At 75.7% G+C, this 13,826-nt stretch carries 18 protein-coding genes; 8 read left to right on the forward strand and 10 right to left on the reverse strand.

Going from position 1 to position 13,826, the window contains the following annotated elements; translation table 11 throughout:
- The first annotated feature begins 258 nt into the window (after positions 1 to 258).
- On the forward strand, positions 259 to 1,101 hold the full coding sequence (locus ABIH81_RS22910; RefSeq protein ID WP_349876946.1) for a S1 family peptidase: 843 nt from the start codon (positions 259 to 261) through the stop codon (positions 1,099 to 1,101).
- Positions 1,102 to 1,144: 43 nt separating this feature from the next.
- Here the strand turns inward: ABIH81_RS22910 and ABIH81_RS22915 are convergent, their stop codons facing one another.
- From ABIH81_RS22915 to ABIH81_RS22925, 3 genes are all read right to left on the reverse strand, one after another.
- Entirely contained in the window at positions 1,145 to 1,504 is a 360-nt protein-coding gene (locus ABIH81_RS22915) for a hypothetical protein (protein WP_349876947.1), read from the reverse strand.
- A gap of 103 nt (positions 1,505 to 1,607) precedes the next feature.
- Positions 1,608 to 1,940, reverse strand: a complete 333-nt coding sequence (locus ABIH81_RS22920; protein ID WP_349876949.1) for a putative quinol monooxygenase — start codon at positions 1,938 to 1,940, stop codon at positions 1,608 to 1,610.
- Between the two features lie 39 nt (positions 1,941 to 1,979).
- The gene (locus ABIH81_RS22925; protein WP_349876951.1) at positions 1,980 to 2,942 is read right to left on the reverse strand and encodes a hypothetical protein; all 963 of its coding nucleotides are present in this window, start codon (positions 2,940 to 2,942) and stop codon (positions 1,980 to 1,982) included.
- Positions 2,943 to 3,107: 165 nt separating this feature from the next.
- On the opposite strand from ABIH81_RS22925, the gene ABIH81_RS22930 reads away from it, so the two are divergent.
- Positions 3,108 to 3,413, forward strand: coding sequence for a DUF1330 domain-containing protein (locus ABIH81_RS22930; protein WP_349876953.1), 306 nt, complete (start codon positions 3,108 to 3,110; stop codon positions 3,411 to 3,413).
- 4 nt (positions 3,414 to 3,417) lie between these two features.
- On the opposite strand, the gene ABIH81_RS22935 is transcribed toward ABIH81_RS22930, so the two are convergent.
- Positions 3,418 to 4,161: an N-acetyltransferase gene (locus tag ABIH81_RS22935; protein ID WP_349876954.1), complete on the reverse strand. Its 744-nt coding sequence runs from the start codon at positions 4,159 to 4,161 to the stop codon at positions 3,418 to 3,420.
- Between the two features lie 71 nt (positions 4,162 to 4,232).
- On the opposite strand from ABIH81_RS22935, the gene ABIH81_RS22940 reads away from it, so the two are divergent.
- The 3 genes from ABIH81_RS22940 to ABIH81_RS22950 all read left to right on the forward strand — a co-directional run bounded on the left by ABIH81_RS22940 (position 4,233) and on the right by ABIH81_RS22950 (position 5,857).
- On the forward strand, positions 4,233 to 4,655 hold the full coding sequence (locus ABIH81_RS22940; protein ID WP_047892492.1) for an acyl-CoA thioesterase: 423 nt from the start codon (positions 4,233 to 4,235) through the stop codon (positions 4,653 to 4,655).
- Positions 4,656 to 4,745: 90 nt separating this feature from the next.
- The gene (locus tag ABIH81_RS22945) at positions 4,746 to 5,033 is read left to right on the forward strand and encodes a DUF1905 domain-containing protein (RefSeq protein ID WP_013286479.1); all 288 of its coding nucleotides are present in this window, start codon (positions 4,746 to 4,748) and stop codon (positions 5,031 to 5,033) included.
- Positions 5,030 to 5,857, forward strand: coding sequence for an NAD-dependent deacylase (locus ABIH81_RS22950; protein ID WP_349876955.1), 828 nt, complete (start codon positions 5,030 to 5,032; stop codon positions 5,855 to 5,857). The genes ABIH81_RS22945 and ABIH81_RS22950 overlap by 4 nt, the downstream gene beginning before the upstream one ends.
- 8 nt (positions 5,858 to 5,865) lie before the next feature.
- Here the strand turns inward: ABIH81_RS22950 and ABIH81_RS22955 are convergent, their stop codons facing one another.
- On the reverse strand, positions 5,866 to 6,411 hold the full coding sequence (locus ABIH81_RS22955) for a hypothetical protein (RefSeq protein WP_349876956.1): 546 nt from the start codon (positions 6,409 to 6,411) through the stop codon (positions 5,866 to 5,868).
- 73 nt (positions 6,412 to 6,484) lie between these two features.
- On the opposite strand from ABIH81_RS22955, the gene ABIH81_RS22960 reads away from it, so the two are divergent.
- Entirely contained in the window at positions 6,485 to 7,063 is a 579-nt protein-coding gene (locus ABIH81_RS22960; protein ID WP_349876957.1) for a TetR family transcriptional regulator C-terminal domain-containing protein, read from the forward strand.
- Between the two features lie 4 nt (positions 7,064 to 7,067).
- On the opposite strand, the gene ABIH81_RS22965 is transcribed toward ABIH81_RS22960, so the two are convergent.
- The 3 genes from ABIH81_RS22965 to ABIH81_RS22975 all read right to left on the reverse strand — a co-directional run bounded on the left by ABIH81_RS22965 (position 7,068) and on the right by ABIH81_RS22975 (position 11,094).
- Positions 7,068 to 9,809, reverse strand: coding sequence for an AAA family ATPase (locus ABIH81_RS22965; RefSeq protein WP_349876958.1), 2,742 nt, complete (start codon positions 9,807 to 9,809; stop codon positions 7,068 to 7,070).
- A 177-nt stretch (positions 9,810 to 9,986) separates the two neighbouring features.
- Positions 9,987 to 10,532 (reverse strand): hypothetical protein, encoded by a 546-nt coding sequence (locus tag ABIH81_RS22970; RefSeq protein ID WP_349876959.1) that lies wholly within the window; start codon positions 10,530 to 10,532, stop codon positions 9,987 to 9,989.
- 10 nt (positions 10,533 to 10,542) lie between these two features.
- Positions 10,543 to 11,094, reverse strand: coding sequence for a hypothetical protein (locus ABIH81_RS22975; protein ID WP_349876960.1), 552 nt, complete (start codon positions 11,092 to 11,094; stop codon positions 10,543 to 10,545).
- Between the two features lie 184 nt (positions 11,095 to 11,278).
- Here ABIH81_RS22975 and ABIH81_RS22980 point away from each other — a divergent pair, with 184 nt between their 5' ends.
- Positions 11,279 to 12,208: a diacylglycerol kinase family protein gene (locus ABIH81_RS22980; RefSeq protein ID WP_349876961.1), complete on the forward strand. Its 930-nt coding sequence runs from the start codon at positions 11,279 to 11,281 to the stop codon at positions 12,206 to 12,208.
- Between the two features lie 4 nt (positions 12,209 to 12,212).
- Here the strand turns inward: ABIH81_RS22980 and ABIH81_RS22985 are convergent, their stop codons facing one another.
- Together ABIH81_RS22985 and ABIH81_RS22990 are read right to left on the reverse strand one after the other, a co-directional pair.
- Entirely contained in the window at positions 12,213 to 12,473 is a 261-nt protein-coding gene (locus ABIH81_RS22985) for a hypothetical protein (protein ID WP_349876962.1), read from the reverse strand.
- A gap of 10 nt (positions 12,474 to 12,483) precedes the next feature.
- The gene (locus tag ABIH81_RS22990) at positions 12,484 to 12,882 is read right to left on the reverse strand and encodes a DUF2267 domain-containing protein (protein ID WP_349876963.1); all 399 of its coding nucleotides are present in this window, start codon (positions 12,880 to 12,882) and stop codon (positions 12,484 to 12,486) included.
- Between the two features lie 135 nt (positions 12,883 to 13,017).
- On the opposite strand from ABIH81_RS22990, the gene ABIH81_RS22995 reads away from it, so the two are divergent.
- Positions 13,018 to 13,770 (forward strand): dienelactone hydrolase family protein, encoded by a 753-nt coding sequence (locus ABIH81_RS22995; RefSeq protein ID WP_349876964.1) that lies wholly within the window; start codon positions 13,018 to 13,020, stop codon positions 13,768 to 13,770.
- The last annotated feature ends 56 nt before the right edge of the window (positions 13,771 to 13,826 follow it).

The following is a 13,826-nucleotide window of genomic DNA, read 5'->3' on the forward strand; positions in this document are numbered from 1 at the left end:
TGGATCGAAGCGAATCTCTGCCCGGAGCTTACCGGAAGCGTTCCGAAAACTTAATCACCTCGATGCGCCGACATCGGGGCACGCGGCGCCGGGTGGACGGGCGGGATCCCCGGGCGGGCACCGCCTGTGGGCACGCCCGTGCCGCCCGCTGCGGCTCCGGAAGTTTCGGGGACCGCCGGTTCTGCCGCTTGAGTCGATCGCGCCCGCGGGCCGATGCTTGGGCGAATCGACCGTAGACGATGGAGGAGGTCCTGGAGGATGCGCCGACCCGCGCTCGTCGTACTCGTCCTCGCCGCCCTGCTCGCCGGCACCCCGGCGGTCGCCCGGGCCGGCGCCGCACCGCCGCCCGTACCCGCCGCGCTCGCCGATCTCCGCACGCCCGGCACCGCCTGGGGGCACGACCCGGCCACCGGCCGGCTCACGGTCACCGCCGACGACACGGTACGCGGGCGGGAGCTGGCCGCGTTGCGCCGGACCGCCGACCGGGCCGGCGCGGTGCTGCGCCACGAACCCGGGCGGCTGCGCACGCTCATCGCCGGCGGCCAGGCGATCTACGGCGGCGGCGGGCGCTGCTCACTGGGCGCGAACGTGCGCAGCGGCCCCACCTGGTACTTCGTCACCGCCGGGCACTGCACCCGCCTCGCCGCCACCTGGTACGCCGACAGCGCCCGCACCACGGTGCTGGGCAGCCGGACCGGCAGCAGTTTCCCCGGCAACGACTACGGCGTGGTCCGCTACACCGGCACCGTCGCCCATCCGAGCGCGGTCCACACCTACCCCGGGCAGGTCACCGTCACCGCCGCCGGCAGCGCGTACGTCGGGCAGGCGGTCTGCCGCAGCGGCGCCACCACGGGCGTGCGGTGCGGCACCGTCACCGGGCTGAACGCGACTGTCAACTATGCCGAGGGCAGCGTCACCGGGCTCATCCGCACGAACATCTGCGCCGAGCCGGGCGACAGCGGCGGCCCGCTCTACGTGGCCGCGACCGGCACCGTCATCGGCGTCCTCTCCGGTGGCAGCGGCAACTGCACGAGCGGCGGCACCAGCTACTACCAGCCGATCCTGGAGATCCTCGCCGCGTACGGCCTGACCATCCCCTGACCGCGGGCCGGCCGGGGCGCGTCGCGCGCGCCCCGGCCGGTGCTCAGCCCGCGCAGTTGTTGTTGCGCACCGGCTGGGTCAGCCGCTTCTGCTCCCCGAACGCCGCGTACACCCGCAGGTGACACGGCAGGTCCACGTCACCGTAGTAGCTGACGACCTGGTCGTCGTAGTGCGTGGTGCCGCTGTCGGTCACCTGCCACGTGCCGCCGTCATCGGACTGGATCTCCCAGTAGACGTCACCCGAGCAGCCGTCCAGGCCGCGTGACCAGGCGATCAGGTTCGCACCGTTGTAGATCTCCGACTGCACCAGGGTGCAGGCCGCGGCCTGGGCCGGTGTCGCGGCCGCGAGCAGGCCCGCGGCCGTCATCGCCCCGGCGCCGAGTGCCGCCATCAGTTTGCGCATCCTTCAGCTCCTCCACGGTGGATGGTGGATCTCTCCGCCGAGGGTAACCGGAGGTGAAAACAAGCTTCAATGCCTGGGCGGCAAGCCGTGGGAAATTTTCAGCTCAGGCGTCGCCGGGCACCGCCATCTCGCCCAGGCGCGACCAGTCCTGCTGCGGCACCGTCACGCTGACGATCCTGGGCGTCTCGGCCAGGTGCGGCGGCAGCGTGCGCTGGGCGGTCCGGAAGTGCTCCGACTGCACGTGCGCCGCGCCCGCCTCGTCGTCGCGGAACGCCTCGACCAGTACGTACTCGGTCGGGTCGTCCAGGCTGCGGGACCAGTCGAACCACAGGCAGCCGGGCTCGGCCCGGGTGGCGGCGGTGAAGTCGGCGGCGATCTGCGGCCAGCGGTCGGCGTCCTCCGGACGGACCCGGAACTTCGCGGTAATGAAGATCATGGGATCAGGCTACCCAGGCCGGATGGCCGCCGCGCGGCATCAGCTCTCGGCGGCCGGGCCGAGTAGTTCGGCCGCCCGCCGGTCGGCGAACGCGGTGACCGCCTGCTGCCCGGCGCCGAACACGATCGCCAGGCCGAGCAGCGCGGCGGTGCTGCTCACACTGGTCTCCACCAGGCCGCCGATGACCAGCATGATGCCGACCACCGCGACCAGCGGGCCGATCGCGAGCTTCAGCAGCCCCTGCTGGAACGGCAGCTTGTAGGGCAGCCCGCCGGACCGTGAGGTGATCATCGAGGGCAGCGCGCTGAGGAACGCCCCGAGCGCCCCGGCGATCAGCACGAAGAACAGCAGCCGCCAGGCCGGCACGCCACCGGCGTCGGTCGGCGCCTCCAGCAGCCGTACGTCGTGGCTGCGCCACTGCACCAGCACCACCAGGATCTCCGCCACCAGTGCGAACACCGACAGCCCCAGCATCCGGTTGCGCAGCCGGCGGGCCGACTCGTGGAACTCGTCGGACGCGGAGTGGTAGCGCAGCAGTAACGCCTGCACCCGGGCGCGCAGCAGCGCGTCGGACGTGGTGCCGGCCGCCGGATCGAGGTCGGTGAGCACCTTGTCGTCGGCCGGCAGCACCTGGGCCGCCGCGCTGCGGTACGCCGGCAGCAGCCCGGTCAGCTCGTCCGGGCTGCGCAGCGCCACCATGGCCCGCTCCACCGAGTGGATCGTCTGCCACGCGTACTCCAGGTTGCCGCCGCGCAACCACTCGACCACGCCGCTGCGTCCGAGCACCCCCTCCACCCCGGACAGCTGTGCGCGCAGCGCCTCGGCCCGCTCGGGGTCGCGCTGCGACAGCACCGCGAGCTGCTGGTACAGGTCGTCGAGTTTGGTCCGTACGCGGACCTGCCACACCGCGCTGGGAACCGGCGCGGCGGGCCGGACGGGCCGGTCCTCCGGCGTGGTCCGAGGCTCGGGTATGGCCTCCGGCTGGGTCTCCTGTCCGATCATCGTGCCCCACCTCTTTCCCCCCACCCGGCGCGGGGCGCGCACGAGCCTGCTATCAGTATCCGCAGGTCAGAGGCATAATCGCTAGAGCACAGCGGACAGTCGGCCGGGCCGCGGCGGCGGTGCGGCCGACCTGACGGACGACACCGCGCTCGGTAGCCTGAGCCGGTGACCGTCTACGCCCTCGCACAGCTCACCATCCACGACCGGGCGCGCTACGACAGGTATGCCGCCGCCTTCCCGCCGGTGCTGGCCCGCTACGGCGGGAAGCTGCTCGCCGCCGACACCGCCCCCCGCGTGGTGGAGGGCGACTGGCCGCACCAGAAGGCGGTGCTGCTGTCGTTCGGCAGCCGCGAGGACTTCGAGCGCTGGTCCAACTCCCCGGAGTACCGGGAGATCTCCCGGGACCGGGAGGCGGCCACCGAGGGCGTGGTCCTGCTGCTCGACGGGATCGGTCACGCCTGGCCGGCCTGACCTGTCAGAGCCGGTGGCGCACCCACACGTTGGGCTCGACGTACGCGGCGTGGTCGTGGTCGACGTCGACGAGCACCGGCGCCAGCGCGCCCGGCACGTGCACCGGCCCGGAGGTGTCGAACGGCAGCCCGGTCCAGCGCCGCCAGTCGGCGAGCGTGCCGGTCACCGTCATCGAGCGGGGCGCGATCCGCTCGACGACCCCGCCCGCGCGGACGTGCACCCGCAGCCACGGGTCGGCCGGCAGCCCGTCCGGGCCGCGCCGGGCCACGTACTCGGTCATCGGCACGTCCGGGACGGCGGCCTTGCCGTTCGGGCGCACCGGTGCCACCAGCGTGTCGAAGCCGGCGCGGGCCACCGCCGCGCGCATGGCCGCGAGCATCAGCCCGGACACCCCGCCGCCGCGCCGGTCCGGGCGCACGCAGATCTCCAGCGCGGACACCAGGTTGGGTGCGGACCCGGTGAGCCGGCCGAGCGTGGCCCGCTGGATCACCCGGTCCCAGCCGCCGTCGGGCAGCTCGTCCTCGGTCCAGCGCAGCGGCACCGCGTACCCCCGGGCCACGGCCCGGCCCGGCTCGGCCGGGTCGACGGCGGCGAGGACGAACTCGGGGTACAACTCGTCCGCGACGGCGTAGTAGAGCGCGCCCATCGGATCCCAGAGCATGAACGGCGGCCAGGCACCGTCGAAGTCGGTGTCCAGCAGCGGCGCCAGGTCGGGCCGCTGCGCCAGTGTCACGATCTCCAGGGTCACGCCGGGCAGGCTACGGCCGCGCGGCCCGGACCGCACGCCGTTTTGTCGGCGCCGGTGGCTAGGCTGCCGGCATGGCAGATCCGTTCCGGGTACGCGTCACCGTGCGCGGCTACGAACTCGACACGCAGGGGCACCTCAACCAGGCGGTCTACCTCCAGTACGCCGAGCACGCCCGCTGGGAGTGCCTGCGCGCGTCCGGCATCGGCCAGGACCGGCTGCTCGCCGGCGGCGTCGGGCCGGTCGCGCTGGAGGTGACGGTGCGCTACCTGCGGGAGCTGCGCGGCGGCGACGAGGTCGACGTGACCTGCGAGTTCCACTGGGGCGAGGGCAAGACGTTCCGGATCGGCCAGGAGTTCACCCGTGCCGACGGCACCCCTGTCGCCTCGGTGACCGGCGTCGGCGGGCTGCTCGACCTCACCGGGCGGCGGCTCGTGGCCGACCCGCGCGAGCGGTTCCGGGCGCTGGCCACCGACCCCGTGCCGATGAGCCTGTAGCCCCCGGCCGGCCCCGGCGTCCGCCTGGGGGTGACGGTGGCCGCGTTGCGGCTGCTCCGGCCTGTCGGTGCCGGCCCCTATCCTGACCGGATGGAGCTGGCGTTCAGCGGCGAGGTGTGGTTCTGGCGCGGCCCGGCGCCGTACCACTTCGTCACAGTGCCCGACGAGCAGAGCGCGGCGATCGAGGCCGCCTCGGCGTCGGTCACCTACGGCTGGGGCATGATCCCGGTGACGGTCCGCATCGGTGGCACCGGCTGGCGGACGTCGCTGTGGCCCAAGGACGGCCGGTACGTGGTGCCGCTGCGCGTCGCGGCGCGCCGGGCGGAGGGGATCGAGCTGGGTGACCGGGTCGACGTGCGGCTGACGGTGGACGTGTGACCGGGCCGGAGCTGGCCGAGGCGGGCCGGCTGCTCGCCGCCGCGCGACGGCCGGTGGTGTTCACCGGGGCGGGCATGTCGGCCGAGAGCGGCGTGCCGACGTTCCGGGACGCCCAGACCGGGCTCTGGCAGCGGTACGACCCGCAGGAGCTGGCGACGCCTGCGGCGTTCCGGGCCGACCCGGCGCTGGTCTGGGGCTGGTACGAGGCACGCCGGCACGGGGTGCGCCGGGCGCTACCGAATCCGGGGCACCGGGCGGTGGCGGCGATCCAGGCCCGGCGCCCGGAGACAGTGGTGATCACGCAGAACGTCGACGACCTGCACGAGCGTGGAGGTGTGCCCGCCCCGGTACGCCTGCACGGCAGCCTGTTCGCGCCGCGCTGCTCGGCCTGCGCCCGCCCCGCGCCGATCCGCGAGGACGCGGCGGCCCCGGGCGCCGGTGTGGCGCCCGGCGACGCGGCGGCGCCCGACGAAACGCCGGGACCGCCGGACGGGCCGCTGACGCCGCCCGCGTGCGCCGGCTGTGGCGCGCCGGTACGGCCCGGCGTGGTCTGGTTCGGCGAGGCGCTGCCGGAGACGGCGCTCAGCGCGGCGGTCGAGGCCGCGTCCGGCTGCGACCTGCTGCTGACGGTCGGCACCTCGGCGCTCGTGCACCCGGCCGCCGAGATCCCGCTCGTGGCGGCCCGTCTCGGCGCGCCGGTGGTGCAGGTGAACCCGGTGCCGACGCCGCTGGACGCGATCTGCGCCGTGAACCTGCGCGGCCCGGCCGGCGAGGTGCTGCCGATGCTGGTCCGCGCCGCCTGGCCGGACGCCGACGCCGGCTGAGCTGCCCCTCATGCGTCGCGCGGCGCCCGCTTCGGGAAGACGGTGTACGCGACCGGCCAGAACACCAGCCAGCCCGCCATCACCAGGGTGAGCCGGCCGGTCCACGCCCACAGCTCGGCGGTGCGATCGCCGTCGCCGACCACGGCGATGCCGGCGAGCAGCACGGCGCAGGCGACCGCCCAGCCGATCATGCCCTTGCCCCACTCGCGCCACTCGTGCCGGGCCCGCGCCATTCCGTACCTGGGGGCCCGGCGAGGGGGAGGGCCGCCGGCGAACCGGTGTGCGAACCGCTGGTCGGCCCAGCGCACCATGCTGTGCCCGAACGCCACCGAGAACCCGAGGTACGCGGCGGCGAGGCCGTGGGCGAACGTGGCGGTCGCACCCCGGCGCAGGTCGATCATCGTGGCGGCCAGCAGCACGAGGTCGACGACCGGCACGGCGATCAGCAGGGCGGCGCCGAGGCGGGGCCGCCGCAGCGGGTACCGGGCGATCAGTCCGGCGAGCAGCACCACCCAGAACGCCACCTCGCATCCGACGATCACTGCCACGAGCATGCGGTCTCCTTTTTTAGTACGCTGTGCGACAACAACCGTAGCAGCGGTCGTCAACCAGCTCCCGGAGGGGCCCGTGCCCAAGATCGTCGACCACGACGCGCGCCGTGCCGAACTGGCGCAGGCGATGTGGCGGGTCGTCTACCGCGACGGCGTCGGCGCCGCCACCGTACGCAGCATCGCGGCCGAGGCTGGGTGGTCACCGAGCGCGCTGCGGCACTACTTCGCCACCCAGACCGAGCTGCTGGTGTTCGCCATGGAGCACGTGCAGGCCGAGGCGGCCGAGCGGATCACCACCGGCGACCGCACCGGCAGCCCGCGCGAGGTCGCCCAGCGGATCCTGGAACAACTGCTGCCGCTGGACCGCCAGCGCGTCCGCGAGGCCGAGGTGTGGCTGCTGCTGGCCGCGCGCGCCCAGACCGATCCGGCCGCGCGGGCCCGGATGGCCGACGCGGACGACGGCATCCGCCGCGTCGTCGAGTTCGCGGTCGCGCTGCTCACCGGGGAACCGGCTGCCGGCACCGAGGCGGTCGCCCGGCTGCACGCCCTGCTCGACGGGCTCGCGCTGCACGCGCTGCTGTACCCCGAGCGGATGCCGCCCGCGCGCGCCCGGGAGCTGCTCGGGGCGCACCTGGACGCGTTGGCAGCGTCCTGACCGCTCAGTCGCCCGGCGGCCGGCCCATCGCCGCGCCCAGCTCGGCGCGGCTGGCGATGCCCAGCTTGCGGTAGACCCGGGCCAGGTTGGCCTCCACCGTCTTCGGGCTGATGTAGAGCGCGTCGGCGATGAGCCGGTTGGTCTGGCCCCGGGCGGCGAGCCGGGCGACCCGCTCCTCGGTGGCGGTGAGCGTCGTCGGGGCCGGGGTGCGGGCGCCGACGCGGCCCAGCTCCGCCCGCGCCCGGTCGGCGAACGCGGACGCGCCGAGCGCGTCGAACTCGGCCACCGCCGCGTCGAGCGCCGCCCGGGCCTCCCGCCGACGCCGCACCCGCCGGTACGCGCGGCCGGCGGTGAGCAGGCAGCGGGCCCGGTCCAGCGGCAGCACCGCCTCCGGCACCGCGGCCCGGGCCTGCGTCAGCGCGTCCAGCGCCTCGCCCGGATCCGCCCCGGTCGCCCCGGCCAGCAGCACCCGGCTGCGGGCCAGGCCGAGCGTCGTCCACGGGCGCGGCAGCCTGCTGTGGCGCCGGGCCAGCCGGTCCAGCGCGGCGTGCGCGGTGTCCAGGTCACCGGCGCCCACGCACGCCTCGATCCAGTCCGGCTCGAAGCGCTGCCCCAGCGGTTCGGCGATGCCGGACCCGTCCAGGTCGGCGGCGAGCGCGCCGTACGCCGCCGCGGCGGTGGCCCACTCCCCGGAGGCCAGCGCCACCAGCCCGGTGAGCTGGTGGTGCAGTCGCCGGCTCCACGCGTCACCGAGGTCGTCGTCGCGGCGCAGCCCGGCGGCGGCGGCGCCCGCCTGCGCCAGCCGTCCCCGGTGCGCGTCGAGCACACCGGCCAGCCAGCTCTCGCCCACCAGCCCGGTGCCCAGCTGCTCACCCAGGTCACGGGCGGCAGCGATGTGCGTACCGGCCTCGGCGAAGCGCCCCGCCAGCAGTTCCGTCTCGCCGAGGTGGGTCAGCACCTCGTGCCGCAGCGGGTCGTCGCCGCGCGCCACCGCCAGGTCCAGCATCACGTGCAGCCGGGACCGCGCCCGGTCGTGGTCGTCGACCGACTTCCACCAGATCGCCGGCACCGAACCGGCCAGGAAGGACGGCTCGCCCGCCTCCAGCGACAGTGCCCGGTCCAGCAGGTCGGTGGGCGCCGGGCCGCCGGCGCGTACCTCGTGGAAGAACAGCAGCAGCAGCGCGGCGGTGAGCAGCGGCCGGTGCTCGTCCCGGTCGGACAGCCGGGCGATCGCGGCCCGCGCGTGCCGGCGGGCGGGCTCCGGCTGGTCGTGGAACATGGTCAGGTGCGTGTGGATCCGCCCGGCCAGGTCGCCGTCCGGCCCGGCGGCGGCGAGCGCCTGCTCGGCGACCCGGACGGCGGTGACCAGGTCGTCGGCGCACCACGCGACGAGCGCGCGCAACAGCAGCGCCTCGCCCCGCTCGGCGCCGGTCAGCTCGCCGGCCGCCGCCTCGGCGGCCCGCCCGGCCGCCGCGTAGTCGCCGCTGTCGATGCGGCACTGCACCGCGTCGAGGCGACGCCGGTCGCGGTCGGCGGTGGCGGACGGCGGGGTCAGCTCGGCCGCCCGGGCGTACCAGTCGGCGGCGAGCGCGGACGCGCCGCGCATCCGCTGCCGGGCCGCGGCGGCGGCCAGGTCGGCGGCGACGGCGGCGTCCGGCGCCGCAGTGCACCGGGACAGGTGCCGGGCCCGCTCGTCCGGGTCGGCGACCGCGCCGGCGAGCAGCGCGTGCAGCCGCCGCCGGGCCCCGGGCGGGATGCTCTCGCGCACCGCCGCCGCGTACCGGGGGTGCGCGAAGTCGATCCGGCTCGGGGTGACCACGACCAGCCCGGCGTCCTCGGCCGCGTCCAGCGCCCCGGCCGGCACGCCCGCCGCCGCCAGATCCCGCAGGGTCGGTACGGTCAGCAGCGCGGCCAGCCGCACCGCGTCCCGGCTCGGTCCGGGCAGCGCCCGCAGCGTCTGCGCGAGCAGCAGGCGCAGCGACGGCGGTACCGGCAGATCCTCGTCGTGCGCGGGCGGGCGGGGCAGCCGCAGCACCGCCCGGGCCAGTTCGATCGCCAGCAGCGGGTTGCCGTCGGCGTCGCGGGCCAGCCGGTCGGTGAGCGGACGGCTGAGCGTGCCGCCGAGCCGGGCCGCCAGGACGCGGTGCAGGTCGGGCGGGGTGAGCGGGGGTACGTCGGCGCGCAGCACCGGATGCCGCCCGGTCGGGTCGTCGTCCAGGCCGAGCGGCACCGGGACCGGCGGGCTGTCCCCGGTGCGGTGGGTGGCCAGGACGGCGGGCCACCGGGTCAGCCGGCGCAGCGCGAACCGCAGCGCCCGGGCGCTCGGCGGGTCCAGCCACTGCGGATCGTCGACCGCGAGCAGGACCCGGGGCGCATCGGTGACCGCCGCGTCGAGCAGCGTACGGGTGGCCGCGCCCACCGCCCGCTCGTCCACCGCGCCGTCGTGCTCACCGGTCAGCAGCACCATGTCGGCCGCGACCCGTTGCGGCGCGGGCAGCCCTGGCAGCGCGTCGGCCAGCGGGCGGAGCACGTCGGCGAGTGCCGCGTACGGCAGGGCGGTCTCGGCCTCGGTGGGCGCGGCGGACAGCACCCGCCAGCCGGTCCGCCCGGCGTGGGCGACCACGGCCCGCCAGAGCGCGGTCTTGCCGATGCCGCTGGGACCGTCGAGCAGCACCGGCGTACCGGAGGTCAGGGCACGCCACACCCGCTCGACGACCGCGTCGCGGCCGACCAGTGCGGCGTCCATGGCGGGATGGTGGCACAGCCGCGCCCGCGAACCCAGCGTCGGCGCGGCCCAGCCCGGAAGCTGTCCGCATATCGAGACGGGCGGGATCACCTCCTGGTTGCGGTAGACGGCGGCGCTCCGGCTCGGCCCCCTGACGCCACGATCGGCGGGATCCGGGGCGGCCGCGCACCGGCCGCCTCACATCCGGCCGGCGGCGGTACGGGCGAGCCGTTCCAGCGGCGCCCGGTTCTCCTGCGGGTCGTTGAGCCGGACCAGCCGGACCGCGACCCACAGTTCGCCCTTGCGCAGGAAGAACCCCTCGGCGGTGAGCAGCGCCTCGTCGGCCGTCCCGGCCAGCTCACGCATCTCGTGCCCGAGCTGCCGTTCGATGTCGAGGTACTTCTTGGCGCCCTCGCCCACGTACACCTCGACCTGGGCGGTCGGCCCGGTCACCGGTCCGGTGTAGGTGCACGACTGCCCGGCCACCACCGGTTCGTCCAGCGGCGTGCCGGCGAGGCGTTCCGCCTCGGCCTTCGACACCAGCGCGCACGCCTCCGGGACGGCGTCGTCCACCGGTTCCGCGCCCGGCTCGGTCGGCGCCTCCCCGGTCGGCTCCGGGGCCGGCGCGCCCGCACCGGCCGGGGCACCGCCGGCTGTCGTCGGCGCGTCGTCGTCACCGCAGCCGGTGGACGCGGTGAGCAGGGTCGCGGCCAGCGCGAGCGCGATCAGTCGGCGGGTTCGCACGCCTGCCCCCTCAGCCCGGGATCGCGTCGAGCGCGCGGCGCAGGATCTTCTCGTTGCCGGCGGTGCCGCCGCCGAAGCTGCTGATCGTCAGCGTGTACGTGCCCTTGCCGTCGATCAGCACCGCCTCACCGTGGACGTCCTTGACCGCGAGGTAGCCGCGCTCGCCCCGGTCCAGGTCGACGACCTTCTCGTACTGCTTGCCGGCCTGGTCGTACTGGTAGTCGTAGGTCATCATGCCGGCGGTCGCCGAGGCGGTGGTGACGGTCAGGCTGGCCACGCCCTTGCCGTCGCCGAACAGGCAGTTGCCGTCGGCGCGCATGGTCTGTCCGACGATCTCGGACACCTGGGCGGCGGTGAACGGGCACGGCGGCGGGCCGCCGCCCATCGCGCCGGCGTCCGGGCCCGCGTCCTCGGCGACGTCGCCGGTGGTGGAGTCGAGCTGGTCACCGCCGGCCGCGTCGCACCCGGCCGGCGCGAGCAGGGCGAGCAGCAGCAGGGGCAGAGCCAGCCGGGCGTGGCGGGTACGGGCGGTCCGGGCCGGTGTGAGCACGTCAGATGCCATGGGTCCGACGCTAGGCGCGCCGTCACCGCCCGTAATCGGGGGTTTCCCTATGCGGTGACCCGCCGGACGGACGGATCCGCCCCGGCGGGCGGAGGAGGAGGACTATCACGACCGTCGCGACGACAACCGGTGTCGTCCACCCGTGCGCCGATCCGCCGCCGGTGCGGCGGATAGGGTCGCAACCGTGCGGACCAAGCAGGAGCTGTCGACGGCGATCCGGGAACGACGGCGGGCGGCGCTCGTGGTCAACGCCCACTCCCGCCGCGGCCGGCGGCTCTACGACACCGTCCACGCACGCCTGCGCGCGGCCGGTTTCGCGCTGCTCGGCGCGTACCCGGTGAACCGGCCGGGCGAGCTGGACCGGGTGCTCGCCGAGGCCGCCGACCTCGGGCCGGACCTGCTGGTCACCGGCGGCGGCGACGGCACCGTCGGCGCCGCCGCGCGGCTGCTCGCCCACCGGGACATCGCGATGGGCCTGCTGCCGCTGGGCACCACGAACAACTTCGCCCGCACCGTCGGCGTCCCGCTCGACCTGGACGCCGCGATCGCGGTGCTCACCGGCGGCAAGGTCATCGACGTCGACCTGGGCCTGATCGGCGACACCCGGTTCACCAACCACGTCGGCATCGGGCTGTCCGCCGACATCATGCAGGCCGCGCCGCCGGGGCTGAAGCGGGTCGTCGGGCGGCTCGCGTACCCGATGACCGGGCTGGGGCTGCTGGCCCGGCACCGGCCGCTGGCCGTGACGGTCCGCGCCGAGGGCCGCGAGCACACGTTCACCACCCATCAGGTGTACGTGGCGAACGGCGGCTTCCACGCCGGCCGGCCCATCACCGCCGACGCCACCGCCGACGACCGGCTGCTGGTCGCGTACCCGGTGGGTGGGCCGACCCGGCGCGGGCTGCTGCGCGAGACGGCGCGCAACGCGGCGGCCGGCCACCGCCGCACCCTCGGCGACGAGCCGTTCCTGGCGGTACGCCAGCTGTGGGTGGACACCGACCGGCCGGCCCGCATCGAGGTCGACGGCGAGCCGTACGGGCAGACGCCGGTACGCATCGGCCTGGACCCGAACGCGTTGCGGCTGATGGCCCGGGCCGACAGCCCGGATCACTGACCGGTCAGGCCCAGTGCTCCTCGTCGGGCAGCGGGATCTCCGTGTTCTGCTCCACCGCGTCGGCGGCGGTCAGGTCGTCGCGCACCGACTCGCCCAGGCCCGCCCGGTCGCTCGGCGGGCGCAGCACGCCCTGCTCGGCCAGGTCCGCCTCGGCCGCCTCGGGGACGGCCGTGTCGACCGTGTCGGGCGGTCCGACGAGCGTCTCGTCCTGCCGCTGCTCCTGCGCGTCGGCCTCGGGCGGGCGGCGCAGCGCGTCCTCGCTCATCGCGTCCCCGTCACGCCGTGCGCCGCACGTACGGGGCGGTCTGGTCGGCCACCTCGCCGAACTCGGCGGGCAGTTGCCCGACGGCCTGCGCGTAGGCGGCCGGGTCGACCGCGTCGCGCAGCACGTCGAACACCGCCGTGATCCCGTCCTTGGCGGCGTCCACGTCGACGTCGGCGCGTCCGCTCACCCGCTCCACGAACACGTCGAGCCCGAACGGCTCGGCGGTCTCGGCCGGGCCGAACGCGTACGCCCGCAGCGCCTCCGGCAGCCGGTCGGCGAGGTCGCGGGCCTCCCCGCCGTCGATGCGCTCGGCCAGCGTGGTCAACGTCGCCCGGGTGATCGCGGTGGCCTGCTCCGCGGACGCGCCGCACCGCTGGGCCACCGCGCCGATGAACTGATCCTGGTCCATCTCGCCGCCTTCCTCCGCCGGGACTGCGGGATTCCCACGCTCGGCCTCGGCAAACGGGCCGCGAGCCCGAGGCGCCGGCCCCGCCGGACCGGGGGTAGCGTGCGGCCCGGAACCCGCAGCGAGGAGGCCCCGACAGTGCAGCCGACGATCGTGGACGTACCCACCCCCGACGGAACGGCCGACGCCTACCTGGCCACGCCGGAGTCCGGCGGGCCCTTCCCGGCCGTCCTGCTGTTCATGGACGCGTTCGGGCTGCGGCCCCGGGTCGCGGAGATGGCCGCCACGATCGCCGGCCGCGGGTACGTGGTGCTCGCCCCCAATCTGTTCCACCGCGCCGGGCGCGCCCCGCTGATCGACCTCCGCGCGCTCACCGACGACAGCGGCCGGGCCGCCCTGTTCGAGAGCATCGGGCCGATGATGGCCGCGCTGACGCCGGACGCGGTGGCCCGCGACACCGCCGCCTACCTGGACTTCCTCGCCGCCCGCCCGGACGTCGCGCCGGGCCCGGCGGCGATCACCGGCTACTGCATGGGCGGCACGAACGCGCTGCGCGCGATCGAGGCGCTCCCGGACCGGATCGCCGCGGTGGCCGCGTTCCACGCCGGGCGCGTGGTCACCGACGCCCCGGACAGCCCGCACCTGGCCCTCGGCGCGGTGACCGGCGAGCTCTACTTCGGGCACGCCGACGCCGACCCGTCGATGACCGCCGAGCAGATCGCCATGCTGGAGAAGACGCTGGACGCGGCCGGGGTGACCTACCGCTCCGAGGTGTACGCCGGGGCCCGCCACGGCTACACCCAGTCGGACACCCCGATGTACGACGAGCAGGCCACGCAGCGGCACTGGACGGCGCTGTTCGACCTGCTCGGCCGCACGTACCGCCGCTGACCCGGCACGGCGCGGGGCACGGCCGGGGGACGATTCACCGGCCCGGAGCCGGGTAA

It is taken from the genome of Micromonospora sp. HUAS YX12 (assembly GCF_040215685.1).
Taxonomy (GTDB): domain Bacteria; phylum Actinomycetota; class Actinomycetes; order Mycobacteriales; family Micromonosporaceae; genus Micromonospora; species Micromonospora tulbaghiae.

Coding starts and splice junctions, on each gene's coding strand:
- ABIH81_RS22910 (WP_349876946.1), top strand. CDS start 259: ATGCGCCGACCCGCGCTCGTCGTACTCGTCCTCGCCGCCCTGCTCGCC.
- ABIH81_RS22915 (WP_349876947.1), bottom strand. CDS start 1,504: ATGCGCAAACTGATGGCGGCACTCGGCGCCGGGGCGATGACGGCCGCG.
- ABIH81_RS22920 (WP_349876949.1), bottom strand. CDS start 1,940: ATGATCTTCATTACCGCGAAGTTCCGGGTCCGTCCGGAGGACGCCGAC.
- ABIH81_RS22925 (WP_349876951.1), bottom strand. CDS start 2,942: ATGATCGGACAGGAGACCCAGCCGGAGGCCATACCCGAGCCTCGGACC.
- ABIH81_RS22940 (WP_047892492.1), top strand. CDS start 4,233: ATGGCAGATCCGTTCCGGGTACGCGTCACCGTGCGCGGCTACGAACTC.
- ABIH81_RS22945 (WP_013286479.1), top strand. CDS start 4,746: ATGGAGCTGGCGTTCAGCGGCGAGGTGTGGTTCTGGCGCGGCCCGGCG.
- ABIH81_RS22955 (WP_349876956.1), bottom strand. CDS start 6,411: ATGCTCGTGGCAGTGATCGTCGGATGCGAGGTGGCGTTCTGGGTGGTG.
- ABIH81_RS22965 (WP_349876958.1), bottom strand. CDS start 9,809: ATGGACGCCGCACTGGTCGGCCGCGACGCGGTCGTCGAGCGGGTGTGG.
- ABIH81_RS22975 (WP_349876960.1), bottom strand. CDS start 11,094: ATGGCATCTGACGTGCTCACACCGGCCCGGACCGCCCGTACCCGCCAC.
- ABIH81_RS22985 (WP_349876962.1), bottom strand. CDS start 12,473: ATGAGCGAGGACGCGCTGCGCCGCCCGCCCGAGGCCGACGCGCAGGAG.
- ABIH81_RS22990 (WP_349876963.1), bottom strand. CDS start 12,882: ATGGACCAGGATCAGTTCATCGGCGCGGTGGCCCAGCGGTGCGGCGCG.